The sequence below is a fragment of the uncultured Arcticibacterium sp. genome (genome assembly GCF_964021845.1).
GTDB lineage: Bacteria > Bacteroidota > Bacteroidia > Cytophagales > Spirosomataceae > Arcticibacterium.
In genome coordinates, this window is record NZ_CAXHZC010000001.1 from 542,659 (window position 1) to 567,919 (window position 25,261).

21 protein-coding genes and 1 tRNA gene are annotated in these 25,261 nt (G+C 36.6%); 3 read left to right on the plus strand and 19 right to left on the minus strand.

Going from position 1 to position 25,261, the window contains the following annotated elements; translation table 11 throughout:
• Window positions 1-7 precede the first annotated feature (7 nt).
• Genes AADJ06_RS02235 through AADJ06_RS02265 form a run of 7 tightly spaced genes read right to left on the minus strand, consistent with a single transcriptional unit; the run spans window position 8 to window position 9,042 of the window.
• Window positions 8-421, minus strand: coding sequence for a DUF6157 family protein (locus AADJ06_RS02235; protein WP_341224765.1), 414 nt, complete (start codon window positions 419-421; stop codon window positions 8-10).
• Window positions 418-3,969, minus strand: a complete 3,552-nt coding sequence (locus AADJ06_RS02240) for a gliding motility-associated C-terminal domain-containing protein (protein WP_341224766.1) — start codon at window positions 3,967-3,969, stop codon at window positions 418-420. The genes AADJ06_RS02235 and AADJ06_RS02240 overlap by 4 nt, the downstream gene beginning before the upstream one ends.
• Window positions 3,905-4,528 (minus strand): ABC transporter ATP-binding protein, encoded by a 624-nt coding sequence (locus tag AADJ06_RS02245; RefSeq protein ID WP_341224767.1) that lies wholly within the window; start codon window positions 4,526-4,528, stop codon window positions 3,905-3,907. Before AADJ06_RS02245 ends, AADJ06_RS02240 begins: the two co-directional genes overlap by 65 nt.
• Window positions 4,529-4,534: 6 nt before the next feature.
• Window positions 4,535-5,329, minus strand: a complete 795-nt coding sequence (lpxA, locus tag AADJ06_RS02250; protein WP_341224768.1) for an acyl-ACP--UDP-N-acetylglucosamine O-acyltransferase — start codon at window positions 5,327-5,329, stop codon at window positions 4,535-4,537.
• Window positions 5,330-5,338: 9 nt separating this feature from the next.
• Window positions 5,339-6,733: a bifunctional UDP-3-O-[3-hydroxymyristoyl] N-acetylglucosamine deacetylase/3-hydroxyacyl-ACP dehydratase gene (locus AADJ06_RS02255; RefSeq protein WP_341224769.1), complete on the minus strand. Its 1,395-nt coding sequence runs from the start codon at window positions 6,731-6,733 to the stop codon at window positions 5,339-5,341.
• A complete protein-coding gene (gene lpxD, locus AADJ06_RS02260; protein ID WP_341224770.1) occupies window positions 6,734-7,762 on the minus strand; it encodes a UDP-3-O-(3-hydroxymyristoyl)glucosamine N-acyltransferase in 1,029 nt (342 codons plus the stop codon). It lies immediately after the preceding gene.
• A 38-nt stretch (window positions 7,763-7,800) separates the two neighbouring features.
• Window positions 7,801-9,042, minus strand: coding sequence for an HD domain-containing protein (locus AADJ06_RS02265; RefSeq protein WP_341224771.1), 1,242 nt, complete (start codon window positions 9,040-9,042; stop codon window positions 7,801-7,803).
• A 356-nt stretch (window positions 9,043-9,398) separates the two neighbouring features.
• Here AADJ06_RS02265 and AADJ06_RS02270 point away from each other — a divergent pair.
• Together AADJ06_RS02270 and AADJ06_RS02275 are read left to right on the plus strand one after the other, a co-directional pair.
• A tRNA-Ile gene (locus AADJ06_RS02270) sits at window positions 9,399-9,472 on the plus strand.
• Window positions 9,473-9,778: 306 nt separating this feature from the next.
• Window positions 9,779-10,534 carry a hypothetical protein gene (locus AADJ06_RS02275; RefSeq protein ID WP_341224772.1) on the plus strand — a complete coding sequence of 252 codons (756 nt, stop codon included), beginning with the start codon at window positions 9,779-9,781 and terminating at the stop codon, window positions 10,532-10,534.
• A 596-nt stretch (window positions 10,535-11,130) separates the two neighbouring features.
• On the opposite strand, the gene AADJ06_RS02280 is transcribed toward AADJ06_RS02275, so the two are convergent.
• Window positions 11,131-11,559 carry a hypothetical protein gene (locus AADJ06_RS02280; protein ID WP_341224773.1) on the minus strand — a complete coding sequence of 143 codons (429 nt, stop codon included), beginning with the start codon at window positions 11,557-11,559 and terminating at the stop codon, window positions 11,131-11,133.
• A gap of 302 nt (window positions 11,560-11,861) precedes the next feature.
• Between AADJ06_RS02280 and AADJ06_RS02285 the strand changes: the two genes are divergently transcribed.
• Entirely contained in the window at window positions 11,862-12,056 is a 195-nt protein-coding gene (locus AADJ06_RS02285) for a hypothetical protein (protein ID WP_341224774.1), read from the plus strand.
• Between the two features lie 678 nt (window positions 12,057-12,734).
• Here AADJ06_RS02285 and AADJ06_RS02290 read toward each other — a convergent pair.
• From AADJ06_RS02290 to AADJ06_RS02340, 11 genes are all read right to left on the minus strand, one after another.
• On the minus strand, window positions 12,735-14,762 hold the full coding sequence (locus AADJ06_RS02290; RefSeq protein ID WP_341224775.1) for a heavy metal translocating P-type ATPase: 2,028 nt from the start codon (window positions 14,760-14,762) through the stop codon (window positions 12,735-12,737).
• 3 nt (window positions 14,763-14,765) lie between these two features.
• Entirely contained in the window at window positions 14,766-15,137 is a 372-nt protein-coding gene (locus tag AADJ06_RS02295) for a VOC family protein (RefSeq protein WP_341224776.1), read from the minus strand.
• Window positions 15,127-15,345, minus strand: coding sequence for a GDCCVxC domain-containing (seleno)protein (locus tag AADJ06_RS02300; RefSeq protein WP_341224777.1), 219 nt, complete (start codon window positions 15,343-15,345; stop codon window positions 15,127-15,129). Before AADJ06_RS02300 ends, AADJ06_RS02295 begins: the two co-directional genes overlap by 11 nt.
• The gene (gene merTP, locus AADJ06_RS02305; RefSeq protein ID WP_341224778.1) at window positions 15,342-15,965 is read right to left on the minus strand and encodes a mercuric transport protein MerTP; all 624 of its coding nucleotides are present in this window, start codon (window positions 15,963-15,965) and stop codon (window positions 15,342-15,344) included. The genes AADJ06_RS02300 and merTP overlap by 4 nt, the downstream gene beginning before the upstream one ends.
• Entirely contained in the window at window positions 15,962-16,546 is a 585-nt protein-coding gene (locus tag AADJ06_RS02310; protein WP_341224779.1) for an isoprenylcysteine carboxylmethyltransferase family protein, read from the minus strand. Before AADJ06_RS02310 ends, merTP begins: the two co-directional genes overlap by 4 nt.
• A gap of 16 nt (window positions 16,547-16,562) precedes the next feature.
• Window positions 16,563-17,201, minus strand: a complete 639-nt coding sequence (locus AADJ06_RS02315) for a methyltransferase domain-containing protein (RefSeq protein WP_341224780.1) — start codon at window positions 17,199-17,201, stop codon at window positions 16,563-16,565.
• Window positions 17,202-17,212: 11 nt separating this feature from the next.
• The gene (locus AADJ06_RS02320) at window positions 17,213-18,433 is read right to left on the minus strand and encodes an efflux RND transporter periplasmic adaptor subunit (protein WP_341224781.1); all 1,221 of its coding nucleotides are present in this window, start codon (window positions 18,431-18,433) and stop codon (window positions 17,213-17,215) included.
• Window positions 18,434-18,444: 11 nt separating this feature from the next.
• Window positions 18,445-22,764 (minus strand): CusA/CzcA family heavy metal efflux RND transporter, encoded by a 4,320-nt coding sequence (locus AADJ06_RS02325; RefSeq protein WP_341224782.1) that lies wholly within the window; start codon window positions 22,762-22,764, stop codon window positions 18,445-18,447.
• A 76-nt stretch (window positions 22,765-22,840) separates the two neighbouring features.
• On the minus strand, window positions 22,841-23,164 hold the full coding sequence (locus AADJ06_RS02330) for a DUF6660 family protein (protein ID WP_341224783.1): 324 nt from the start codon (window positions 23,162-23,164) through the stop codon (window positions 22,841-22,843).
• Window positions 23,165-23,214: 50 nt separating this feature from the next.
• Entirely contained in the window at window positions 23,215-23,631 is a 417-nt protein-coding gene (locus AADJ06_RS02335; RefSeq protein ID WP_341224784.1) for a transcriptional repressor, read from the minus strand.
• A gap of 300 nt (window positions 23,632-23,931) precedes the next feature.
• Complete coding sequence (locus tag AADJ06_RS02340) at window positions 23,932-25,218, minus strand: efflux RND transporter periplasmic adaptor subunit (RefSeq protein WP_341224785.1); 1,287 nt, start codon at window positions 25,216-25,218, stop codon at window positions 23,932-23,934.
• Window positions 25,219-25,261: the final 43 nt, after the last annotated feature.

The following is a 25,261-nucleotide window of genomic DNA, read 5'->3' on the forward strand; positions in this document are numbered from 1 at the left end:
TTAATTTTTACGCCCTTTTAGAACGCATTGCTTTTTTCTTTATTACTGAATCATCGTTTACAAAATCTTGGTATTCTTTTGAACCCTTTTCATAAAGGGCAATTTTCCCTTCTTTATTACTATGAAGTCCCCACCCATATCTTTTGGTTAATGGGGAAGCCCTAAAACAGGGCTGACCTTTTGAAAAGAAAGCCTTTTTTTGTTCTTCTCGTTCTCCTTCGGGGATTTCTTTTCTTAGAACATGAATGGCATAAAAGACTTCGTCAGAAGTATATTTATATGGGTTTTCAAACACCATTTCAAACTGCAAATTGGCCAGAGATTTCTTTTTTCCCTTTAGAGGAGGGATTTCAGAATTAGCGGTAGGGCAATCTTCGGCTATTTCTATAAATGTGTTATAATAGTTTGTTGAATGTATCATTTGAAAACCTCTATCCAGCCTTTACATAATCTACCATTTGATAGTTTCAATTCGTAAAAATAGGTTCCGGTTGCTACATCTGTTCCCCAAGAATTATCATAGTTGGTATTTTCATAATCTAATTTACCCCATCTATTATAAACATTCAAACTTGCATCAGGAATTGCAATAACAAAAGTATCATTTTTGCCATCGCCATTTGGTGAGATAGCATTAGGAATCAAGTCTGCTTGTTCTGGAATAAGGAGTTCTTTTTCAATTTCTAATGCACAGCCAATCTGATTGGTAGCTTTTAGCTTTACAGTATAATTGCCTGCTTTAGCAAAAGTATAAGCTACTGGAGTTAATACGTTTAAGCTTTTTTCGCTATCCATATCCCAAGTGAAATTACTGGATTGAGGTGATTTATTATCAAAAATCAAATCAAAGCTTTGGTCGCAATGGTAGTCTAAAAAGTAATCAAAATCAGGAGCAAAACTTTGGTCAACATTTAGTGTGACGGCATTAGTCAGCTCACAGCCATCTGGATAAAAAGCTTTTACCGTGTACGTACTGCTTTCATTTGGTTTAACTAGAATAACACTATCTGTTATTTCTCCGATGTCTGGGTGACTCCAAGTGAAATAGTCCGCAAACCCCGTTGCCCATATTTTTGTTTCTTCACCAGTACAGACCTCTAAATCAGGAGCTACCTTAAAATCGCTTTTGTCTTCTACTATTAAATCGACTGTTTTACGTACGGTACATTGCTCATTTGAAATTGCTACTTCAAAAGTTGTAGTTTCAGAAACTGTGGCAATGGGTGAGGAGGAATTACTGTTTTCTAAAAATTCGCTAGGCGACCATGCATAGCTTTCGCCACCCCTGGCAAATATCTGGTTGCTGGAGAGAGGACACACGGTGGAATCTGCACTAATTTCTGTTTCATAATAAATCACTTTTATTTCGCGAATGATAGAATCAGAAGTAGCACAGCTGACTCTGTTAAAAGCTTCTAGTTTAACCTCATACGTACCACCGTCTTCAAAAATGTGCTTCTCGTTTTCAATTCTAGATAACACCTCACCATTAATAGACCATTGATAAGTCAAAGCTCCTTTGCTATTATTTCGGAGGTCAATTTCTGTTCCTGCACAAACTACCTCAGGATTAATATTTGCACCATCCACTATGTCAAAAACAGCAGCTAAGTCGTCTATATCAAACTTAAAAGCCGCCATGTTGCAGTTAGAGTTATTATGATTTTTTTCAAATCCATTGTCTGTAGGAAAACCGACAAAGCCCTCATTTCTGGTTCTACAAACGCAAGCAGAATGATAGATTACGCCATTTTTGTCAAACCTACAGGTGCCGCCATCTAGGTGATCCCCTCTTTCATCAAAAGGGTTTTGAGGGCCATCAGACCCAAAGTATGTAGCATATAGTAGAGAATTGGCATTCGCTTCAAAAATAGCAAAGTAGTAATTACTTCCTGTGGTTTCTTTTCTATAAGCTCTTGAGCTTATAGGTAAGTCAAAAGTGGTGCTTTCTAGGTTATAGCCGTTATTAGAGTTGACTACGCCTCCCCAACCTGCTAAATACATGTTTCCACAGTCGTTTACCAAAAAGGCGGTTGGTACTAAATCAACTTTCCCTATGCCACGCCCTGAACCAAAAACAGTAGAAAAACGGGTTTTGGATAAAGAAGGATTTAAGCTGTGAATAAATTGACCACTTTCTGGGTTTCTGTAGACCGTACCTTCAATAGGATATGCTCCCTGTGTTAAGCCAAAAACATACACATTACCTTCGTTATCTAAGTCTAGTAGGCTGCCTACCTCTTCTTCTTCTGTCCCTAAATAGGTAAGTTCTGAAAGCTCTTTGTTTCTATAGAGTGCAATAAAAGCATCTGCCTTACCACTTAAAGTTGGGTTAAGAGCAGTGGGAGAGGCTCCCAAATTATCACTTAGTGTGGTACCTAAAATATATACGTCTTTTGCTTTATTTACCCTTATGGCATAGGCTGCATCATAGTCACTTCCACCGATATAGGTACTCCATTTTAAATTAGAAAGCTCTCTGTTTAATTGGAAAATGACTCCATCATGTGATGAAGACAAACTTGTTTGTGAAAAAGCCAAAGGGAAATCTGCTGAGGTAGTTATGGAAGCTACATAGATATCATCAGCCTCATCTACATAAACTTCTCCTCGAAATTCGTCCCCATAATTTCTTATTGATAATGCTCTGTTGTCATGCAAACCATCATTTGAACTCCCTCCCATGAAAGTGCTACCTACTAGTTTTGAGCCATCAGGACTCAGAACTGACACAAAAAGGTCTGTACCATAAATGAAGCCGATACTTGTAGTAATGGGGCCGCTATTGAGACCCGTTCCTCCTTTGAATTCTTTTTGAACGGCATCTGCAGAAATAGGAAAGTCAGGGGAGGAGGTAGTTCCAAAAATCACAAGTTCCCCTTTTGAATTACATATCAAACTGTGCGGTACTTCAGACTGCTCACCACCAAAAAAAGTGGAATAGAGTAATTCGGAGCCGTCAGAGCTGTATTTCATAATGACCATATCTGTAGAGCGTTCCACTCCTGTGACACTGGTGGCACCACCTAAAACTGGCTGAATAGCATTGGCTGTTACAGTAAAGTCAGCACCAAAAACGGTTCCGCCCGCGTATAGGTTTCCTTCATCATCAAAAGTGGCCGTATGGCTCCAGTTGTCAGCAAACGAACCGCTGTACGTGGAAAAGACTAATTCTGGGTCAATAATTAAATCCCTAGTCTTGTCGTAGGCACCAAGGTCAAAAGAAATTTCACTTTGGTTTAGAACAAACTTTGCGTCTACCGCTGCTCTAGTGTTCGCTTTTTCTTGAAATGTAAAAGGTTGAAATTCTTTAAAGGCGTTAACTCTAGTTTTTAACTTTAATTCTCCGTTTTCAATACTTATGTGGTTTTGCCCTAAGTATTCCATGCTAATGTCCTTAGGATTGCCATTGGGATGAACTACGTATTCGTATTTCAAAGCTGCACCTATTCCATAAAGCCTAAAGTCAATGTTTGGATAAATATTTCTTAGCCATACTTCATTAAAACCTTCGGCATTTGAAACCCATTTGGAAGAGTCATTTCCGTAATAGTAATTAAACTTTTGCGAAACTGGATTTGCAACCTCGGCTCGAGCCAATTTATTAGAATTATTTAAAACCAGAGAAACTCTTTGAAGTTCCACACTATCTATTTCTCTTTTTATTTTTTCGGACTTAGCACCACTAAAGTGCATTTCGCCTAAATGCTTAGTGTCGTAGAATATGTATTCTAAACCGCTATTTTTGACAAAGAGAAAACCGCCTGGGATATTAGCTTTGAATAGAATATCGGAGTGCCACTGACCTTTGTTTTCAATGAAAATATATTGACCGGAAGGCTTGGAGGCATACACGGCAAAAGTAATAGTAAAGAGAATAGAGAATAAAAGGATAGTTTTAAAACTAACTAACCTTGTAATCATTGACCGCCAAAACTTCATCACAAAACCCGTACTCTCTGTCATCATTTGAAGAAATAATAACCAATTTAGTTGGTTCTAGTTTAGAAACCATAGCTAAATACCATTGAATTCCTTGCTCGTCAAGATTGGTAGTGGGTTCATCCAAAAAGATGGCATCAGATTCAGAACAAAAAGCTAAGCCAAGCTTTAGTCGCTGTTTCATGCCTGAGGAAAATTGCTTGATAAGCTTGTTAGCTTCTTTCTCCATGTAAATTAAAGCAAGAAAGTCTTCCTTATTCATTCTTTTTTTAAAAGGTTTGAATTTTACATGAAAATCTATGGCTTCCGAAAGTGTGTATTCTTCTATTAATTCAATGTAAGGAGCAGTAATATAAACGTGTTTATAAACGGTGTCTTCCGGAATGTTTTCTCCATTTTTGCGGTACTGAATCTTACCCAAATTTGCAGGGACAAGCCCAGAAGTAACCTGTAGTAGTGTAGATTTTCCGGAACCGTTAAAACCAGTTACGGCATACTTTTTACCACCTTTGAAAGTAAAGCTGAGATTTTTGAAAATCCATTCATTACTAAATTTCTTTCCAATATTTTCAAGCTTGATATCCACTAGTCTTTACTTATCCTCAGATTTAAGGTTACCATTTTTGATAATACCTCTTTCAGAGCTTTTAAGGAAGAATAGTATTTCATCACGCTCTGGTGTGGCATCCATTTCTAATTCTATGGCTCTTCTGGCATCTGCCATATTTAGTCCTTTTAAGAATAAAAAGCGATATACTTCTTGAATTTCAGCAATTTTCTCATTGCTGTAGTTTCTTCTTCTAAGACCTATGGAGTTTACTCCACCAAAACCCAGTGGTTCTCTAGCGGCTTTTATAAAAGGAGGAACATCTTTTCTTACCAAAGAGCCTCCGGCTATCATGGCATGAGCTCCTATTTTAACAAATTGATGAACGGCAGTGGTACCTCCAATAAAAACAAAATCTTCTATAGTGATATGACCAGCAAGCTGAACACTGTTAGCCAAAATTACATTGTCTCCAATGATACAATCATGTGCAATGTGAACATAAGCCATTACCAAGCAGTTTTTACCTACTACGGTTTTGTACTTATCTACAGTGCCTCTATTGATAGTAACACATTCTCTGATGGTAGAGTTGTCTCCAATCTCAACAGTAGTGTATTCTCCTTGGAATTTTAAGTCTTGTGGGACGGCTGATATAACGGCTCCTGGAAAAATTTTGCAATTTTTACCAATTCTAGCACCTTCCATTATGGTTACATTTGGTCCAATCCATGTACCCTCTTCAATTACAACGTCCTTAGAAATTGATGTGAATGGTTCTATAACTACGTTTTGAGCTATTTTTGCTTCAGGATGAACATAAGCCAGTGGCTGATTCATATATATTCTCTAATCGTTTTTTTTCTTTACTAACCTTGCCGTCATCTGAACACTACACACCAGATTACTGCCTACCCAAGCCTCTCCTTGCATCTTTGCCACCCCCATTCTAATAGGCATAAGCAGCGAGCATCGAATTACTAACGCATCTCCCGGTAAAACATTTCTAAAAAACCTACATTTATCAATCCCTACTAAATAAGGCCAATATGCTTCCGGCTCTCCAGTTGATGTTAAAACCAATACGCCACCAGTTTGAGCTATAGCTTCCACTTGTAATACACCGGGCATTACAGGATTGTCAGGAAAATGTCCCATAAACTGCGGCTCGTTCATGGTGATATTTTTAATTCCTACTACTGTGCTACCATCTAGACTCATTATTTTGTCAACTAGTTGGAAAGGGTACCTATGCGGTAGCAATTTCGCTATACCGTTAACATCAAAAACAGGCTCAGCATCAACATCAAAAGTTGGAGGTGCTTTTGACGCTTCTGCTATGACTTTGGTGATTTTCTTCGCCAAAGCAACGTTGGAAGCGTGTCCAGGTCTTGCTGCTAAAATATGAGCTTTTAGTGGTCTTCCTACTAACACTAAATCGCCTATTAAGTCCAGCAGTTTATGTCTTGCGGGTTCATTTTTGAATTTAAGAGGCTCATCGTTTACTATACCAGACTTTCCTATAGTAAGCTTGTTTTTACCAAGCATTTTTGCCAATTCAGCCACTCGCTCTTCACTAACCTCGTCTTCAGCTATTAAAATGGCATTATTAATATCACCACCTTTTATTAAACCTGCATTGTACAAAGCTTCTAACTCATGTACGAACACAAAAGTTCTACATGAGGCAATATGTTCTTTAAAGTTTCCTATTTCATGCAGTTGGGCATGCTGAGAACTTAAGACTTTAGAATTATAGTCTACCATTACTGTTAGCCTATAATCATTTAAAGGAAGAGCTGCTAATTCTACCGAATGGTCTGGGTTGTTTAATTGAACAGCCTCAGTTATGGTGAAATAGTTTCTAAGAGCATTTTGCTCTACTAAACCAGCTTTTTCTAATAATTCTACGAAAGGCATAGCACTGCCATCCATTATTGGAATTTCTGGACCGTCTAGCTTGATAAGAACATTGTCAACTTGTAGTCCGCCAATAGCTGCTAAAACATGCTCGGTGGTTTGAACTTTGGCCCCATCTTTTTCTAGGACGGTACCTCTTGCAGTGTCAACCACAAATTCTACTAGAGCTGGTACTTTGGGCTTGTTTTCAATATCAATTCTTTGAAATACAATGCCTTCATTTATTCCAGCTGGACAAAGGGTTAGCGTAACCACTTCTCCTGAATGAAGACCTACTCCTTTAACAGAAACTTCGCTACCAATGGTAGATTGTTTAGTATTCATTTAATTATTATTTTGCTTTTCTAAGTCGCTAATACGTTTATCAAATTCTGGTAACTTTCTGAAAAACACCAATGAACGTTGATGTTGTCTTAAGTCCATAAATGGTGTTCCGTTTAAAGATAAATTCTCTTTCACCACATTTCTGTTTATTCCAGATTGAGCTCCAATTTTAGTGCCATTAGCTACTTGCACGTGGCCCGCAAATCCTACTTGCCCACCTATCACACAATTGTCTCCTATTTTTGTAGAACCAGCTATGCCAGTTTGTGAAGCTATTACTGTATTTTTTCCTATGGTAACATTATGACCCACTTGTACCAAATTGTCGATTTTGGAACCATTACCTATTAAGGTACTTCCTATGGTAGCTCTGTCAATAGACGTATTTGCCCCAATGGAAACGTTGTCACCCAAAACTACATTACCAGTTTGTGGAACATTTTTATAAGTTCCGTCTTTTTGCGGAGCAAAACCAAAACCATCGCAGCCTATTATAGCACCACCATGTATGGTTGTGTTATCTCCAATAACAGTATCGGCAAAGATTTTTACTCCTGCATATAAAATGCAATTTTTACCAATAGTTACATTATCGTCAATGAATACTTGTGGGTATATAATGGTTCCTTCTCCTATCTTGACGTGCTCAGAAACTTGTGAGAAGTTTCCTAAATAAATATTTTTTGAAAGCTCAGCGGTTGGGTCTACAAAGGCAAGCTCTGAAATTCCCACTTTACTTTTTTTAGTTAGCTTCTCATACTCGCTTAACAAAGTAGCAAATGAACTATATGGGTCTTTAACTTTAATTAAGGATGAATTTATGGAGTCTTTAGCTACGAATGAATTTGCAACAATAACTGCTGAAGAATCTGTTTTGTAAATGAATGGTTCATATTTGGGGTTTCCTAGAAAAGATATCCCACCCTTTTGGCCTTCTTCAATTTTGTAAAATTGGTCAATTTCCAAACTATCGTCTCCTTCTACTTCTCCACCTATTAGTTGGGCTATTTGACGCACCGTGAATTTCATATTAGCTTCTTTTTAATGGCCACCTTTTATGATAAGGGTTAAAAATGCAAATATACATCTTTGGACCAACATAGGTAGTGTTTTTTGACGATCTTGCCTAAAGCCTTGATAGTCGGTAAATCAGAAGCTTCAACGATATCCTGAACTTCCCCTGATTTCTTTAAAATGTTAATTCTGCTATTTTCTAAAACATAACCAGCATTACTAATGCTGCCTACATGAAAGAAATATTTTAGGTCTTTAGGGTTAATACCATTCTCTAAAAGATGTTCTTTTACCTTGTTAATCTCCTTTTCAGAAGGACTTTCGTCCGATAATTTGATTTTATAGAGTTTTCTATTCAAAAAGGATTGTGCTAAAAATGAAAGTACCTTGTCTTTGTGGTTTACCCAGGTTTTTATACAGGATAGAATGTCTATATCATCTATTTTTAAGAAGCTTTCTAGAGTCTCTTTTTCTTCCATGAAGGCAGTTAGTCCTATTTTTCGATCCAAAAACTTTTCTAAATCTTTAGGGCTATCAACTTGCTGCCCCGTACTCTTAAGCTCTCTGGCTCTTTCTAGAGCTTTTATAAGAATGACCTCTCCGCTGATGGCTGTTTTGTGCAAATAAACTTGCCAATACATGGTTCTTCTGGCGTTTAGGAAGGTTTCAACACTTAAAAGACCTTTTTCTTCTACCACCAAATTTTCCTCATGAATGTCTAGCATTTTAATAATTCGGTCTACACCTATGCTTCCTTCTGCCACACCTGTGAAAAAGCTGTCTCGATTGATATAGTCGAGGCGATCCATATCAAGCTGGCTTGAGATTAGCTGATTGAAAAATTTCCTGTGGTAGGTGTTTTTGAACATTTCGATAGCCAAATTTAGCTTTCCATCGAAAGCCAAATTTAACTTCTCCATAATCATTTCAGTGATTTTTTCATGGTTTACGCCTTCTAGTAAAGTGTATTCTAAGACATGAGAAAATGGACCATGACCAATATCATGAAGTAATATGGCTATTTGTGCCGCCTCACGTTCTACTTCCATGATTAAGTTTCCCTTTGCCTCAAGGCTATTTAAAACTTGCCCCATGAGGTGCATGGCACCAATGGCATGCTGAAACCGCGAATGAAGTGCTCCAGGGTAAACAAAATCTGTTAAACCTAATTGTTTTACTCTTCGTAGCCTTTGGAAATAAGGATGCTCTATTAAATCATAAACAAGCTCGCTTGGCAAAGTAACAAAGCCATAAACGGGATCGTTTAGTATTTTTCTTTTATTCTGTATGTACATATATCAAGTGCAAAGATAGGCAAAGGAGGGGTGAGAAAATATGAGGTTCATCCAAAAAAATAGAAAAGCAAGAAAAGTTTTCAATCTGGAAAGGCTAACAATGACCTATTTAGGTATCAATAGAATAATTAATTAAAGAATGTGATGGATAAGTTTTGTGATAAAAAATAAATCCTTTTATCTTTGCACTCGCTTTAGGCAAGCAGAACCTGCTCTTTAGTTTATTTTAAAGAATATGGGAGGTAGTTTAGAGCTTGGCTTATAGCTCATAATGCGGTTGCTGGTAGATTAGAGTAACTGATGTTAGTCATAAGTCCTAAAGGAAGAAAACCTTATCAATAAATTACAAGAGTTTAGGGCCTATAGCTCAGTTGGTTAGAGCACCTGACTCATAATCAGGTGGTCCATGGTTCGAATCCATGTGGGCCCACTTAATAATCAGAGAGTTACGTTAAATCGTGACTCTCTTTTTTATTTACTTGCATACAATTTACATACAACAACAGTTGCAATTGTGGACCTTTTGTGCATTTCTAATACATCATCCATACCTTATCAATTCTCTAATCATACTTTTCCTAGGATTAGGAAATCTAGGATTCTAAGGAAACTTAGGAGTTGGATTAGTGCTAAGTGATGCGAAGAACTGCAAACGTATCTTAGGAGGTCTTAAAAGTACTTTAATATCAGTATAGCTTAATAATTTCGGGTATAAACAAACAAATTATTTAAAGTTATGGCACGACAAAAAGGTCTTATTAAGTTAGATGGTACTATCGGAGGTATTACTTTCTACAAAACACAAGATGGCTATTTAGCCCGTGAAAAAGGCGGTGTAGATGGCGATAGAATCGCGAACGACCCGAACTTTCAAAGAACACGTGAAAACGGTGCAGAATTTGGGAGAGCTGGAAAAGCGGGTAAGTTACTGAGGAATTCTTTAAGAGTTCTCGTACAAAATGCTTCTGACAGGCGTATGGTTAGTAGATTAACTGCTAAAATGGTAAAAGTCATTCAGGCGGATGCTACGAATACTAGAGGTCAAAGGAATGTAATTGATGGAGAAGCTGAATTACTGACCGGATTCGAGTTTAATATTAATGGTAAACTTGGTAATACCATTTATGCTCCATTTACGTCTACTATTGATAGAGTGGCTGGAACTCTTGAAGTGAACATTCCAAGTTTTAATCCTGCACAGATGATAGCGGCTTCGGGTGGTGCAACACATTTCAAATTTGTTACTGGTGGTGCAGAAGTAGATTTCGAAAATGAAACTTTTATAGTTGATGTTCAAGAGAGTGCTGTGTTACCCTTGATAAATTCAGCATCTGCGGCTTTGGATTTAACGAACACTGTGACTGCAAATAGTACTCATCCTCTTTTCCTTGTTTTTGGAATTGAGTTTTATCAGGAAGTAAATGGTGAGATGTACCCTTTGAAAAATGGTTCTCATAACTCATTGTCTCTTGTTACAATAAGTGGAATTTAGAATTATCTTTCTTCATTAAGGAATAAAGGCCCTATCAGTTTGATAGGGTTTTTTATTTGCCATTTCCTAGGAATCCTAAATTTCCTAAATCCTTAATCGAAGTAGTTTGTATCTTTTATGCAAAGCCCTAAAAGGGCAATGCACAAAGAAAACGCTCACCTGAAGAATGAACCCAAAGACTACAGCTGCATGGCAAAAGATACACACGAACACCACGCTTAGGTGACTGGATAAAATGTGCTGGCCTCACAAAACGCTGGAAAGCATATGGAGACACTGGCACAAACTCTGGTGATAAACTGGAACAACAAGGACAACTGCTGACCCTAGAAACTGATGATAAAGATGACTGATGTGACATAAGAATAAAATTTATATGCCTTCCTCAGTGGGGCGGATAAAAAATACAAAAGGAAACGGAATAAGTCCCGCAGGGTGAAAGGCTAAGGCTGGTGTTATTTTCTAGGTAAATAGCCTTTCATTATGCCGTAGTCTTTTTTATTTTTTTGTTATGGCTTGAGCGTTTGCCAGCTCCACTATCTTAGCGTATAAATTTTATTCGGCACATCATTCATCACGATTTCAATTGTTTGGGTCTATTTCCTCTTGTGTCTGATAAAACTCAAGTAAATTGCTTTTTTAGCTTCTTGTATTAAGGTTAAGTTGCTGAGATATACTTTTTCCATTTCTTCTAGTTTTCCTATTTGCATACTTTTTTGAGCCAAATTCTCGGTTATTAATGCTTTTTCAATTGCATTTTGTAAAACGTCTTTAAAATCAGCTATTCTAATAAATGGGATTACTGAACCCACATGATATGGATAAAGGCTTTTGGTTTTCCAAAGTCCCATACAAATTGATTTGATTAATCTGGCTTGCTCATTACTACTGGCATGGATTACAAAAGAATTAGGAGTTGGACCATCTAATGGCTTACCACTATTTAAGCCTTTACTTAGTACACAAATGGCATGTTCTGGAAGTACGTTTTTCGGATTGTAGGTAACTATTTTGAGATTTTGCATAGCATGGGTTTAAAAATTTGCTTGCTACGCTTCGCTCACTATACTTTTTGACAAAGAAAAAAAACAAGAAAAAAAAGAAAGCTATCCATTAGGCGGCTGGTGGAATGGGCTGTCAAGGTTTTTGGGTTAAAAATTTTGATTGGAGAAAGCTTCAATTGACGGTGAGACTAAAATTTTTCACACAAAACCCCATAGGGCTTGACCTTTACAGCCTATTCTGTGTGGAAGGAATGTGTGGAGCCGCCTATTTTTGCTGTTCTTTTTATTCTCTTTTTAAAAAATCAAATTACATTTCTTAAAAAATGGAAAGAACTAAACGGGATAAGAGACCAAAGAAAAAACTAAACTATACCAAAATGGTGCGTGGGAATTGTGTGCAGCAAGGGTGTGGAAGTAATGAAATGCAACGACTATTGAGAAGGATAATGGAATATTCGGAAGTTTTTGCGGGCTTGCAGACTTTGCAAACTGCAAGGTTATTAGAGCAAAAACTTTGAATATGGAATGGACTTTAAGAGACAATAATTTAAGTGGAATGAAATGGAAGCCATACTCTTGCTTGCGAAACTTAGGCTACAAGTGGTAAATGAAGTGAAGGAATGGAGGAACGAAATGACGTAACGAAATGAACCTCTTGGAGGCGATACTTTAATAAATAGTTTAGTTTTTTCTTACCGCTGAAATGGGTGGGTGGGTCAATGTATAATTCTTTAGGGAAATTCTATAATTAGGGGTTTTAGGAGAATGTTATTACGGCATCCGACGATAGGAGGCTATGGTGCTGGATACTTAACATAATGTTTTTATATAAAATCCTGAGCGTTTGGGAGCTTGCTCAAGCATTGGAAAAGGCTGTTATATAATGCCACATTATGTTTAAGTAGCTTCCGACATTTTTATACTGGCATAAGCGAAGTGGTGGAGGTGGCTGGAACGAAGCGACTTTTTGATTGGGCAGTGTGCGGCTGACAGGTCTTTAGGGTAGCAATTGGCGATTCTTTTTAAATATGAGAAATTTAATTGCTACCCTAATGTGCTGCTTGTGTTCTGGAATGCCCACTCAAAAAGTATGACAGTTTAAAAATGACGGCAGCACCATAGAATGTAGTGAGAAGGATTAGATTGTGGGTAGCTCGCTACATTAGCCGTAATTATGCGATGGCTTGGGTAATTGCTTATTTAGTCCAACTCATTCTTTGTAACCTAACCGCATTCAAAATAGCCAAAAGTGCTACTCCCACATCTGCAAAAACAGCTTCCCACATGGTAGCTAAGCCACCTGCACCCATTATTAAAACAATTACTTTAATAGCAAAGGCCATGTATATATTTTGCCAAATGATTCTTTGAGTAGATTTGGCAATTTTTATCCCCGTAACTATTTTAGAAGGTTGGTCTGTTTGAATAATTACATCGGCGGTTTCAATGGCTACGTCACTTCCCATGGCACCCATTGCTATGCCTACATCACTTGCTGCTAAGACAGGAGCGTCATTGATTCCGTCTCCTATGAAAGCTATTACTCTTTTGGGGTTTTCTTTTAAAGTTTCCACTTCGTTTAACTTGTCCTCAGGTAATAGACCCCCTTTTGCATTTGCTATTCCAAGTATGGAGGCGATTTTTTGAGTAATACTATCCTTGTCGCCAGATAGCATCATAATGAAGTTGATGCCTTCTTTTTTGAATGCAGCTATGGTCTCTTTTGCATCTTCTTTGATTTCATCAGCAATGGTAACAAAACCTGCAAATTTTCCATCTATTCCAACTAAAACATTTGATTCTACAATATCTTCTATTTCTGAAGGAGTCGTGATATTGAATTGCTGCATCAATTTCTGATTTCCCACAACAACCTTTTTATTGCCAACCATTCCTACTAAACCCTTGCCGGCTATTTCATTAATTTCTGATGCTTCTACTACTGACTCACTTGTTTGATATTCCATAATAGCCTTAGCAATTGGATGGGTAGATTTGGCTTCTATTGCCAAAAGAAAGGGCATAAAAGTCTTTTCTGACCAATCATTAAAAGTCATAATCTGACTGATTTGGAATACCCCTTTCGTGACTGTTCCTGTCTTATCCATTACCATCGTATTTACTTCTTTTAGCTTATCCATATAGGTAGCTCCTTTGAATAAGATACCATTTTTAGAAGCCGCTCCAAGACCACCGAAGTAACCCAAAGGAATAGAAATAACCAATGCACAGGGGCAAGAAATTACCAAGAAAATCAAGGCTCTGTAAAGCCAATCTTGAAACACATAAGCATCTACAAAAAAGTAAGGAAGGAAGCAGACTGCAATAGCTAAATAGACCACAATAGGTGTATAGACTTTAGCTAATCTTCTAATCAGTAATTCAGTTTTTGCTTTTTTAGACGTTGCATTTTGTACAAGTTCTAATATCCTTGCTACCGAACTATCATTAAATAATTTTGTCGTTTTTACTTCTATTACCCCATCCATATTGATGGAACCCGCCAATACATTTTCTCCTTGTAAAATACTTTGTGGTTTACTTTCACCAGTAAGGGCTGCGGTATTTAAACTCGCTTTATCAGATAATAATGTTCCATCCAAAGGCACTTTCTCACCTACCCTTATTTGTATAGTTTCATCTACTTCTACATCACTTGGATTGACCTTAAGGAAAGAATTGTTTCTCAATACATTCGCGATTTTAGGACGTACATCCAAAAGGGCTTTTATATTGTCCTTTGCTCGTCTTACGGCTGCACTTTGGAATAATTCTCCTACGGCATAGAAAAGCATTACCGCGACCCCTTCGGGATATTCGCCTATTGCAAAAGCACCAATCGTGGCAATGCTCATTAAGAAAAATTCTGTGAATATTTCCCCTTTTTTTAAAGCTTCAAACGCCTCTTTAATTACTGGTAAACCAACAGGAATATAGGCTATTGCGTACCAAAGTACTCTTACCCAACCGTTAAAAAATGCTACATCAAAATAGTCTAGGGCTATCCCCGAAATAAGTAAAAGAAAGCTTAGAATTGATGGAAAATACTCTTTCCAAGGACTCTCGCTACCTTTGGAGTGGTCATGAGAATGATTGTGACCGTCATCATCGGAATGGCCCAATGATGGCGGTGTTTTTCTATCTATTTTTTGTTCAAGAGAACAGCATATTTGTTTGCCGTTCTCATCATATTGGTGTGTATGCGTTTCTTTATTATTTGTCATAATTCATTGGTTATTAAATTGTCCGAAGTGCCACAAGATTCCTGAAGGGTCATGCATAAAAAATTCTCTACCCCATTCAAATTCTTTAATTTCTGTAAACCGAACAAATTTATATTTGTCCTGTAAACCTTTGCCAAACAACTCATTAAGGCATATATCTACATCATCTACTTCTAAAAAGACCATAGAATTATTACACCACTTTTTGACGTAGTAATCCTGTAGATAGAAACTCAGGCTTTTATTCACTTTGAATAGGCTCATATTATCGAAAAGTTCTATTTCTTCGAAACCAAGTTCTTTGTAAAAAGTCCTTGATTCTTCATAGTTTTTTGCTCCAATAAAGGTTCTAATTGATTTTGCTTTATATTTCATTTTGGCAACAATTTTTATCCTGTTGAATGGATGGGCAGGCTACAGTTCCATAGGAACAATAAACACAGCAATCGCCTTTAAGGGGTTTTAAAACAGTTTTACAACTTTCACATTCATAGAAGAATTGACAAACATCTGTAGGCATATCTTCTACTTTTTTTTGTCCGCAGACAGGACAAGTAATTTCTGATTTTAATATAGTTTTCATTTATTTTCCTTTTTGTTGGTAACTGAATAACCCGTCGAGTTGATTGCTTTCTCAATTTCAGCTTCATTCGTTTTGTTTTTGTCAAATTGTATGATAGCATTTCCATTTGCGTAAGAAGTATTTGACTTTACGATTCCGTCAAGTTTATTTACTTCATGATTTACGTGTTCTTCACAACCCGTACAAGTCATACCAGTGATTTTATATTCCATTATTTTAATGTTTGATTCGTCAACTACGATAACCTGCTTTTCTGTATTAGGGTAAAAGATTCCAGAATAGAATGGGAAAGCCAACATCACAATTGCAAATAGAGATACAATTCCTAAAAATTTCTTTGATTGAATAAATTTTGGTTTTCCTGCCTTGCCGCCAGGCAGGTCGTCTTTCTCACATTCGCAGTCAATTTCTTTTCTCGGCTTTAATTTTTGATACCAGGCAAAACCAAGAACTAGAAGTGTCAGACCGATTAAATAAGGTCTAAATGGCTCTATCCAAGAAAATGCTGATGCAACACCACTTGTTCCTGCAATTAATGCCAAAACAGGTGTGATACAGCACAAAGAAGCTCCAATTGCAGTAATCAAACCTGCACCAATTAATTTGTTTTCTTTTTTCATAACCACCTATTTACTTTTGATTTATACTGATTGTAAGGTTCTCCAAATTCCTTAGCTAAGAATTCTTCTTCCAATCTTATCTGTGTATTGATACTAACTGCAGAAAGTGCAATTATTAGTAATGTAAAGGCATTTGGCAGCACCAAAAACAAGCCAATGTTTCCTATCATTATTCCTAAAAAAATTGGATTTCGAGAAATGGCAAAAAAACCACTGGTTACTAATTCGGTTTTGTTTTCTTCATCTATACCGATACGCCATGATTCTCTCATATTAGACTGAGCAAACCATACAAATAGAAGGGATAAGATAAGTAATGCCCATCCTATATAAACCAAGGTTTCATTTTCTAAATACCAAATGGGCAATAGAAACTTATGCCAAGCTGGAATAAAGGCATAAATGGAAACTACAACTAGTTCTATGATAGAAATAATACCAAAGACTTTTCCATTGTAGCCATGTGCATCATCTCCTTTGTTGAAAGTGAGCGGATTTACCTTGGTCTTTTTCCAAAGTAATAATGACCTAAGTACAAATACCAATAGAAAATAAACGATAAAAAATATAAATAGATACATAATAATTTTTGATTAGTTAAGATTTGATTCCTGTTGCTACAAATACGCCACCTCTATTAAAGGAGGTATTTACACTAAAGTCATTGGTTTTGCTTTGTAGATATTGATAAATAGGTCTATCTACTTCTCCTTTTCCTATCCATTTGATAAGTTCTCCTCTTAAAGTAGGTTTGGGTAAATACCAATCCATAATAACCAACCGTCCTTGGGGTGCTAAAAGCTCGTAGAGATTGTCAATTACTTTTTCCCAAGCAGGAAATCCAGATAATCCTAAATCACAAAGTATAACATCTGCTCTTAGTGTATTGTCATATTGTGTTGCAAGCCAGGTGGTATTAACTTTAGTGGCATCTTCTTGTATGATATGGATATTCTTCCAATCATTCTGATTCACCTTTCGTTTTGCTTTTCTCAGCATCCCATCAGAAAGGTCAATTCCGATTATCAAGCCTGTATTATTTATGTACTCTTGAATATATTCGAAGTTCTGACCAGTACCACATGGTAGATTCAGAATAGTATCGCCTTCCTTAAGTTGTAATTGCTTAATTGAATAATCTCTGGCCTCATGGTAATACCATTTCGGAGAGAACAAATCATACACTTGGGCAAATATATCATAGTAGTTGATTGCCTTTTTTAAACTATTTCTCATGATAGTTGATTTTAATCTTCGTGTTCTAATTCACCTGCTTTTGATTGAGCATTTACATAATATGCCCCTTTTGTTACTATTTTCATACCTTCAGGAATGGCGTCCAACAATTTTATTGCTGTGAAGCCATTATCTGTTGAGCCTGTTAATACATTTATCTTTTCAAATTGTATTTCGGCAGCATCTTTTTGATTGTGAGCTACATAAACATAGCTGCTTTCTCCGTCCTTAATAATTGCTTTCTCAGGTAGTGCAGTAGTTTCTACATTCGTGAGAAATATCTTAGCATTTAAAAACAGGTCTTTTAAAAATTGAGGTTTTACGCCATCTAAATGGCCATGAACACGGACTGTTTTAGAGTCGGAATTGAACTCTTTACCTATCACATCTACGCTACCATAATAAATCGTTTGCCCGAGAGCAGGAACCAAATAGCTGATTTTTTGTCCTTTTTTTATGCTGGCAATATCTTTTTCAAATACATCTAATTCTAAATGTAAATGTTCCGATGAAATAATTTCCATCAAGGAAACAGAAGATTGGGCATACATACCATTGTGAAAGTTGATTTTGGAAATATAGCCGCCCGTAGGAGCAACCACAGCAATCTGTTGGCGAATGGTACTTGGCGTAAGACTAGCGGTTGATATTCCTAAAAACGATAATTGCTTAGAAAGACCTTGTGTTTTAGCTTCTAAAATTGCCACTTCTGCCTGAGCATTTTGTAAATTCTTCATAACTCCTGCATTAGATTCTACCAAAGAATTTTGTCGCTCAACTTCTAATTTTTTTAGATGAAGTTGTGCTTTCGCCTCTAAATAATCTTGTTGGGTAATAATAAATTCGGTGTTTTCTAAGTAAGCAATTACATCTCCTTTTTTAATGTAATTTCCCTCAACATATTTTTTTGTACTTTTTAAAATGCCATTAGCCTTTACCGAAACAGAAGAAAGTGCATTGGGTGGTAAGCCTAGGCTGCCTGTAGCGTGCACAAAGTCGTTTATTTTTATGGTTGATAAATCTCCAAATTCTAAACCAATGGTATTGGCTTGTTCTTTTGTAAGATGTATTCCTTCTTCAGAGCTATGATTATCTCCTTCTCCCTCTATTTGAATGACTTTTCCTGTCTCTTCATTAGTTTCACTTTCTTGGTTTTTCCTACTTCCGCAAGAGGCAAGCACCACGCTAAGTGCAAGCGTAAAAATTGCTATTATATATCTTATATTTTTCATTTTTGTATTCTTTATTGATTTGTAAGAAATTGATAATCCACTACAGCCTTATTGTAGGCTATTATTTGGTCCCAATAATTTTTATTGTTGGAAGCCATTAATTGTAGGGTGTTTAAGAGTTCTAAATATGAAATTTCACCTGCTTCGTAATTCAGCTGGCTTATCCTTACAATTTCCGGATTAATCCTCTCTATTTGTTCTTTGTAAAAATCCACTCCTGCTTTGTAAAGGATTAAAGAGTTTTGTATTTCTAATTGGGTTCCTTTGAAAGCAGTTAATTTACTTTGGTACAGATAGTTACCTATTTCCACTTGCGTTTTTTGAGCATTAATTCTTTTCTTAACCTGTTCATTAAATAAAGGAATAGATACACCCACTTGAAAGGCATTTAGAAAGCCACCCTGATTAAACAATTGTGGAGCATAGCCAAAATTAAAGTTTGGTTTTAATTCAGATTTCAATACATCTACTTTGGCAGATTCAATAGCAACCATCTGCTTACTCTGTAACAAAAGCGGATTAGACATTAAATCTGTTTGATTAGAATAACTGGCCACAGAAAGGCTATTGGCTGTGGTAAGGGGTTCACTAGCATTTAGTAATAATTGGAAACGCTTGTTTAAATTCGCAATTTCAATTTTCACTTGGTTTGAAAGCAGCTCATATTCTTTCCATTTTGATTGAAGCGTAAGTACTTCAATTCGATTTACTGCACCAGCTTGTTCTCTTACTAAGGCTTTTCTATGGTATTCCTTGTAAGTAGTAACTAGCGTATCATATAGACTTTCTAGCTCCTTTTTATACTGAATATCATAATAAAGTTGCTTTACTTTCCATTTAAGTTCATTTGCGGTAATCTCTTTTTGAGCACTGCTTTGTACTGTATGGGCATCTTGTAATTTATTTTGCACCCTATTTATTAATGGGTTTGGAATACTCTGTATAAACCCTATTTGGTTTACTTGTTGACCATATTGAGTGTCAACCAAACCATTGCCCTGATAGGAAAAATCAGTCTTCCCGAGGTTATACTTTAGGTTTTGTAAGGACTGATTTTTTTCTACGTCTAAAGTGGCTGCTTTTATATTGGGGTGATTGTCTAATGCTACGGAAATGGCATTATCTAAATCAATTGGTCTGTTTTGTGCCTGACTAGAAAACATTACACCCATAATAAGTGCCACGGTCAATGCTCCGCCCCTTGCCGCTGTTAAGCCATTAAACTTTTGCTCTTTCCATTTTTCTAACCAAAAGTAGAAAACGGGTAAAATAACTAAGGTTAAAAAGGTAGCAGTAAGTAAACCACCAATAACCACTGTTGCCAAGGGTCGCTGTACTTCAGCACCGCCAGAGGAAGAAATTGCCATAGGCAAGAAACCCAATGAAGCTACTGCAGCAGTCATTAAAACTGGCCTAAGTCTTACTGTTGTGCCTGTAATTATCCTTTCTTTAATATCAGTAATTCCTTCTTTTTTGAGTTCATTGAAATAGCCTATGAGTACAATACCGTTTAAAACAGCTACACCAAATAAAGCAATAAAACCAATACCAGCTGATATACTAAAAGGCAAGCCTCTTAGCTGCAATGCCCATATTCCACCAATGGCCGATAATGGTATTGCAGTAAAAATCAAAGCTGCCTGAGACATAGAGCCAAAGGTAAAATAGAGTAGAATAAAAATTAAAGCTAAAGCAATAGGAAGAGCTACAGATAATCTTGCATTTGCTGCTTTTAGGTTTTCAAACTGCCCACCATAAGTAAAATAATAACCCGTTGGTAATTTCACATTGGTATCTAATTCGGTTTGAATTTTCTCCACTAAAGTCTCCACATCCGTATTCCCCACATTTACACCAATGACTATTCTACGATTGGTGTTTTCTCTAGAAACTTGCATGGGTGCATCTACCAAATCAATTTCGGCAACACTACTTAATGGTACTTGAGTGCCATTCTTGAGGGTAATGAAAAGGGTTTTTACATCCTCAATTCCAGTTCTGTTTTGTTCATTCAGTCTAATTACTAAATCAAATCGCTTTTCGCCTTCATATATAACCCCTGCTTTTTCACCTGCAAAAGCTGACCGAATGACCTGATTCACTTCTTTAATATGTAAACCATACTGTGCCATTTTATCATACTTATAATTGATGATAATTTGAGGCATACCCACTGTTTGTTCTACATTCACCGTTCCAACACCGTCAATTTTCTTTATGATTTTCTCTGCTTCTGTAGCTTTTTGAAACATCATATCTAAGTCTTCTCCGTAGAGTTTAATAGCTATGTCGGCTTTAGTACCAGTCATTAGTTCATTAAAACGCATCTGAATTGGCTGCGAAAATTCATAACCAACGCCAGGTATTGACGATAGCGACTTTTCTATTTTCTCAAACATTTCCTGTCTATTATCTGCCGAGGACCATTCAGTTTTAGGTTTCATTACCAAAACATAATCCGCAATTTCTACTGGCATAGGGTCCGTAGGGATTTCTGCTGAACCAATATTGGCTACTACATCCGTTATTTCAGGAAACTCTTTCAAGAGTTTTGTCTGAATCATTTTGGAAGTTTCAACACTCTGAGAAAGCGAACTTCCGGGTGGTAAAATGTGCTGCATGGCTAAATCGCCTTCTTCTAATGTGGGAATAAATTCGCCTCCCATTCGGCTGAAAACAAAAATGCTTATCAAAAAAAGTACGATAGTGCCTCCTACAAAAAAGTGCTTAAATTGTAATGCTTTATTTAGAATAGGCGTATATCCTCTTTGAAAAAAGTCTATGATTTTATCGGCAATTGTTCTTTTGTTCGAAACCTTTTTATTGAGAAAAAGTGCTGCCATCATAGGCACATAGGTTAAAGAAAGAATCAATGCCCCGGTAATGGCCAACATAACAGTTTGAGCCATGGGTTTAAACATTTTACCTTCAATACCAACTAAAGCGAGAATTGGGATATAAACCATTAAAATGATAATCTCTCCAAAGGCTGCTGAGCTTCTTATTTTTTGAGAAGAGGAGATGACTTCTCCATCAATTTCTGATTGGCTTAATAATTTGCCTGAATGCTTTACTTGAAGCCTGTGCACTATGGCTTCCACAATAATAACTGCACCATCCACTATTAAACCAAAATCTATAGCTCCCAAACTCATGAGGTTAGCTGAGATTCCCAATAAATTCATCATAGATACCGCAAAGAGCATGGCAAAAGGAATAACCGAAGCTACTATTAAACCCGCTCGCCAATTCCCTAAAAGTAACACCAATATAAATATGACTATAAGCCCTCCTTCAATCAAGTTTTTCTTTACCGTTCCAATAGCAGTTTTAACTAATTTATCCCTTACTAAATAGGGTTCTATAACTACTCCATTCGGAAGTGATTTTTGAATTTGAATAACTCTTTCTTTCACCAATTCGGTAACCTCAGAAGAATTTGCTCCTTTAAACATCATCACTTTTCCACCTACTACTTCTTCTCCATCGCGAACCAGTGCTCCATAACGTGGTGCTTTGCCATATTGCAAGCTTGCTACATCTTTTATTAAAATGGGAACACTGCCAGTTTCGTTTACTACTATGTTTCCAATATCATCTAATGATTTTGCAAGACCTTCGGAACGGATATAATAGGCATTTGAGTTTTTCTCTATGTAGGCACCTCCTGTATTTTCGTTACTTTTTTCAAGTGCCACAAAAACATCTGAAATGCTAATACCTAAAGATTTTAGTAAGTCGGGGTTAATGGCTACTTCATATTGTTTTAAGTAACCACCCATTGAATTGATTTCTGCAACGCCTTCAATGCCTAAAAGTTGCCTTTTTACTATCCAGTCTTGAATAGTTCTTAAGTCAGTAGCTGAATATTTTTCTTCAAAGCCCTTTTCGGGTCTCACTACGTATTGATATATTTCGCCTAAACCTGTAGATATTGGAGACATTTCGGGTGTACCCAAACCTGCGGGAATAGCGTTTTCGGCTTCTTTTATGCGTTCTGTAACCAACTGTCGAGCTAAATAAATATCATAATTCTCTTCAAAAACTACAGTGATAACCGAAAGCCCAAAACGGGAAATAGACCTTATTTCTTCTACTTTTTGAAGGTTTTGTAAAGCCAATTCTACCGGTGTAGTAATAAACTGCTCCACCTCTTGCGTAGCCAAAGTAGGAGAAATGGTTATGATTTGTACCTGATTGTTTGTGATGTCAGGAACCGCATCAATGGGTATTTGGCGAAGTGAAAACACCCCCCAAATTGTTAAAGCAGCCATAAATAGCCCTATAACAAACTTATTCTGAACCGAATAGGCGATTATCTTATCGAACATAAAATTATATTGATTTCTTGTATTAAATATTCCTTACAAAATGTCTAAAGGACATAGCTGTCCTATTAAAATAGGATTATGCAATACATGGCGGATGCCATACTCCTTTATTGTAATCAAAGGAATAATCAAAAGTGTAGAGGAATGTATAGGAAGAAGATAAATCGACTCTTGCTTGTGAAATATGATAGGTAGTGGGCAATACCACTAAAGAGCCACAACAAGCACAACTGCAGAATGTGCTACAATCATCCTGACTTTGGCCAGGGTGATTGTGGTCTTGATGATTCATAGAAATTTCGGAAGACATATTCTCTGCCTTGTGGGCAAGACCATCACTACAAGGCACTAAGGTAAGTGCTGTAATGTAAATTGATAATATGAAAGTGAATATCTTCATCTAATTATTGACAAAGATAAGGTAATATCAGTGCAAGTCAGTTGCAAAGTTTACTTGTGGCATTCTGCACATAGTCCTTTTATGACCATATTGGCTTGATGCATTTGAAAATTCTTTGGTAAATCTATTTTAGGTATGTTATGATTAGTGAGACAATAGGTGCTTTGACAGCTACTGCAATGAAAATGGTAGTGTAAATCGATGGCTTCACATTGGCAACTTTCTAGACATAGGGCATATTTAAGTTGTTTTGTCCCATCATCTATTGTGTGCACTAATTTATTCTTTTCAAAAGTTTTTAAAGTTCTATAAATGGTCGATTTGTCTGCCATTTCGAATGCATCTTCAATACTATGGAGCGAAACGGTCTTCTCTTGTTCCATCAAAAATTGCAAAACGAGTATTCGCATTGCAGTTGGTTTAATATCTCTACTTGAGAGTTTTTTTTCTATTTTATTATTCATCATAAAACCCATAAATTCTTTTGACCGAAAGGTGGTAAACTATCTGCATCGAAATGCGAAAATATCTTGGCTACCATTTCAGGGTACTTAATTCTAATTTTCAGCATCTTCTCTTAAGTGGAACTATAATATATATGGCTTAAATTATCAAAATAAGCTATTATTATCTCTTTCATTACGTTGGCGGCATCAAAATAGACTTTGTCTAAACTTATGAAGCCTTTCTGCCAATAATAAATTTCACTCAAAACAAAAGAAGTCATGATTAACTAGTGAGTTCTGAACAGTTTTATCAAGTGAATTTTAAGGCATCTCTCCATGGTCATGGCCTGTCATTGCTTTACCACCTTCTGGATTCATCATACTTGGTTTTCCTGCTAATTGTGCGGCGGCATCTATACTAAATGCACCATTCGTTACGATTTCTTCTCCATCTTTTAGTCCATCTAAAATGATGTAGGAGGCACCTAGAGATGCACCGAGCGTAACTTCTCTCATTGCAAAATGTGTTCCTTGCTCCTTTAACGATTTTACATAAACCACCGAACGCTCGCCTGTCCACATTACGGCTGACTTTGGTACGACTAAATTAAATTGACTTCCTTTAACCTGGCTCGATACCGTGCCAGTAACAAACATTTCTGGTTTAAGCTTACCGCCTTGGTTGCTAGTTACAATTCTTGCCTTTGCAACTCTTGTAGCAGGATTTATAAAGGGGTCTATAAAACTTATTTTTCCTTTGAATTTCTGTCCAGGAAATGACTGAACTGAATATTCAATAACATCACCCGTTTTAATCCATGTTAAATCGCTTTCATATACGTCAAACAATACCCAAACTTGTGATAAATTAGCGACATCAAATAAAGCCGAACCTCTGTTTATATAATCTCCAAGCTGAATTTTCTTATTGATTACTATACCGTTAATATCAGAAAGTATCGGAAATGTTTCCTGTGGTTTACCACTTTTTAAAATGCCATCTATTTGAGTATTGCTAAGTTTCCAATTCTTTAAACGTTCCTTAGATGCTTCAAATAATTGTGGCTGCATGGCCTTCATTTTTTGAGCTTCAAACAATTCCTCTTGAGCCGTTACCAATTCTGGCGAATAAATTTCTGCGATTACTTTTCCTTTTGGTACGTATTCACCAGTCGTATTGATATACAACTTTTCTACTCTTCCTGAAAGGTGAGCAGTTTGCGATGATAAATACCTTTCATCTACTTGAATTTTGCCTGACAATCGTAACTCTTTTGTGGCTTTCCCTTTTTCAATGATGGTAGTTTGGACATTAGCCAATTGCATAGCCGTAGGTGACATCTTAACTTCCATAGAGTTTTCATCATCCTTATCACCCATATCTACAGGTATTAAATCCATTCCACAAAGAGGACATGAACCAGGTTCACCTTGTCTAATTTGAGGATGCATAGAACAAGTCCAAACTTCCGAGCCGCTTTTCATAGCAGCATGATTGTGGTCATCTGGTTTAGAATCAGCCCCGCTAAAAAATAGCCAGCCAAACAGAAATCCTATCATCAAGGTAGTTAGGGCGATAGCCAGTGTTTTGCGATTTATTTTTTTCATCTTTGTTATTTTTTAGTGTTGCTATTGGCAACATTTTTTTATG

What these genes read in the sequence shown, in the direction of transcription:
- AADJ06_RS02255 (WP_341224769.1), bottom strand. Translation starts at nt 6,733, where the DNA reads ATGAATACTAAACAATCTACCATTGGTAGCGAAGTTTCTGTTAAAGGA.
- AADJ06_RS02290 (WP_341224775.1), bottom strand. Translation starts at nt 14,762, where the DNA reads ATGACAAATAATAAAGAAACGCATACACACCAATATGATGAGAACGGC.
- AADJ06_RS02235 (WP_341224765.1), bottom strand. Translation starts at nt 421, where the DNA reads ATGATACATTCAACAAACTATTATAACACATTTATAGAAATAGCCGAA.
- AADJ06_RS02280 (WP_341224773.1), bottom strand. Translation starts at nt 11,559, where the DNA reads ATGCAAAATCTCAAAATAGTTACCTACAATCCGAAAAACGTACTTCCA.
- lpxD (WP_341224770.1), bottom strand. Translation starts at nt 7,762, where the DNA reads ATGAAATTCACGGTGCGTCAAATAGCCCAACTAATAGGTGGAGAAGTA.
- AADJ06_RS02310 (WP_341224779.1), bottom strand. Translation starts at nt 16,546, where the DNA reads ATGTATCTATTTATATTTTTTATCGTTTATTTTCTATTGGTATTTGTA.
- AADJ06_RS02300 (WP_341224777.1), bottom strand. Translation starts at nt 15,345, where the DNA reads ATGAAAACTATATTAAAATCAGAAATTACTTGTCCTGTCTGCGGACAA.
- AADJ06_RS02265 (WP_341224771.1), bottom strand. Translation starts at nt 9,042, where the DNA reads ATGTACATACAGAATAAAAGAAAAATACTAAACGATCCCGTTTATGGC.
- merTP (WP_341224778.1), bottom strand. Translation starts at nt 15,965, where the DNA reads ATGAAAAAAGAAAACAAATTAATTGGTGCAGGTTTGATTACTGCAATT.
- AADJ06_RS02240 (WP_341224766.1), bottom strand. Translation starts at nt 3,969, where the DNA reads ATGATGACAGAGAGTACGGGTTTTGTGATGAAGTTTTGGCGGTCAATG.
- AADJ06_RS02275 (WP_341224772.1), top strand. Translation starts at nt 9,779, where the DNA reads ATGGCACGACAAAAAGGTCTTATTAAGTTAGATGGTACTATCGGAGGT.
- AADJ06_RS02285 (WP_341224774.1), top strand. Translation starts at nt 11,862, where the DNA reads ATGGAAAGAACTAAACGGGATAAGAGACCAAAGAAAAAACTAAACTAT.
- lpxA (WP_341224768.1), bottom strand. Translation starts at nt 5,329, where the DNA reads ATGAATCAGCCACTGGCTTATGTTCATCCTGAAGCAAAAATAGCTCAA.
- AADJ06_RS02340 (WP_341224785.1), bottom strand. Translation starts at nt 25,218, where the DNA reads ATGAAAAAAATAAATCGCAAAACACTGGCTATCGCCCTAACTACCTTG.
- AADJ06_RS02320 (WP_341224781.1), bottom strand. Translation starts at nt 18,433, where the DNA reads ATGAAAAATATAAGATATATAATAGCAATTTTTACGCTTGCACTTAGC.
- AADJ06_RS02315 (WP_341224780.1), bottom strand. Translation starts at nt 17,201, where the DNA reads ATGAGAAATAGTTTAAAAAAGGCAATCAACTACTATGATATATTTGCC.
- AADJ06_RS02295 (WP_341224776.1), bottom strand. Translation starts at nt 15,137, where the DNA reads ATGAAATATAAAGCAAAATCAATTAGAACCTTTATTGGAGCAAAAAAC.
- AADJ06_RS02330 (WP_341224783.1), bottom strand. Translation starts at nt 23,164, where the DNA reads ATGAAGATATTCACTTTCATATTATCAATTTACATTACAGCACTTACC.
- AADJ06_RS02335 (WP_341224784.1), bottom strand. Translation starts at nt 23,631, where the DNA reads ATGATGAATAATAAAATAGAAAAAAAACTCTCAAGTAGAGATATTAAA.
- AADJ06_RS02325 (WP_341224782.1), bottom strand. Translation starts at nt 22,764, where the DNA reads ATGTTCGATAAGATAATCGCCTATTCGGTTCAGAATAAGTTTGTTATA.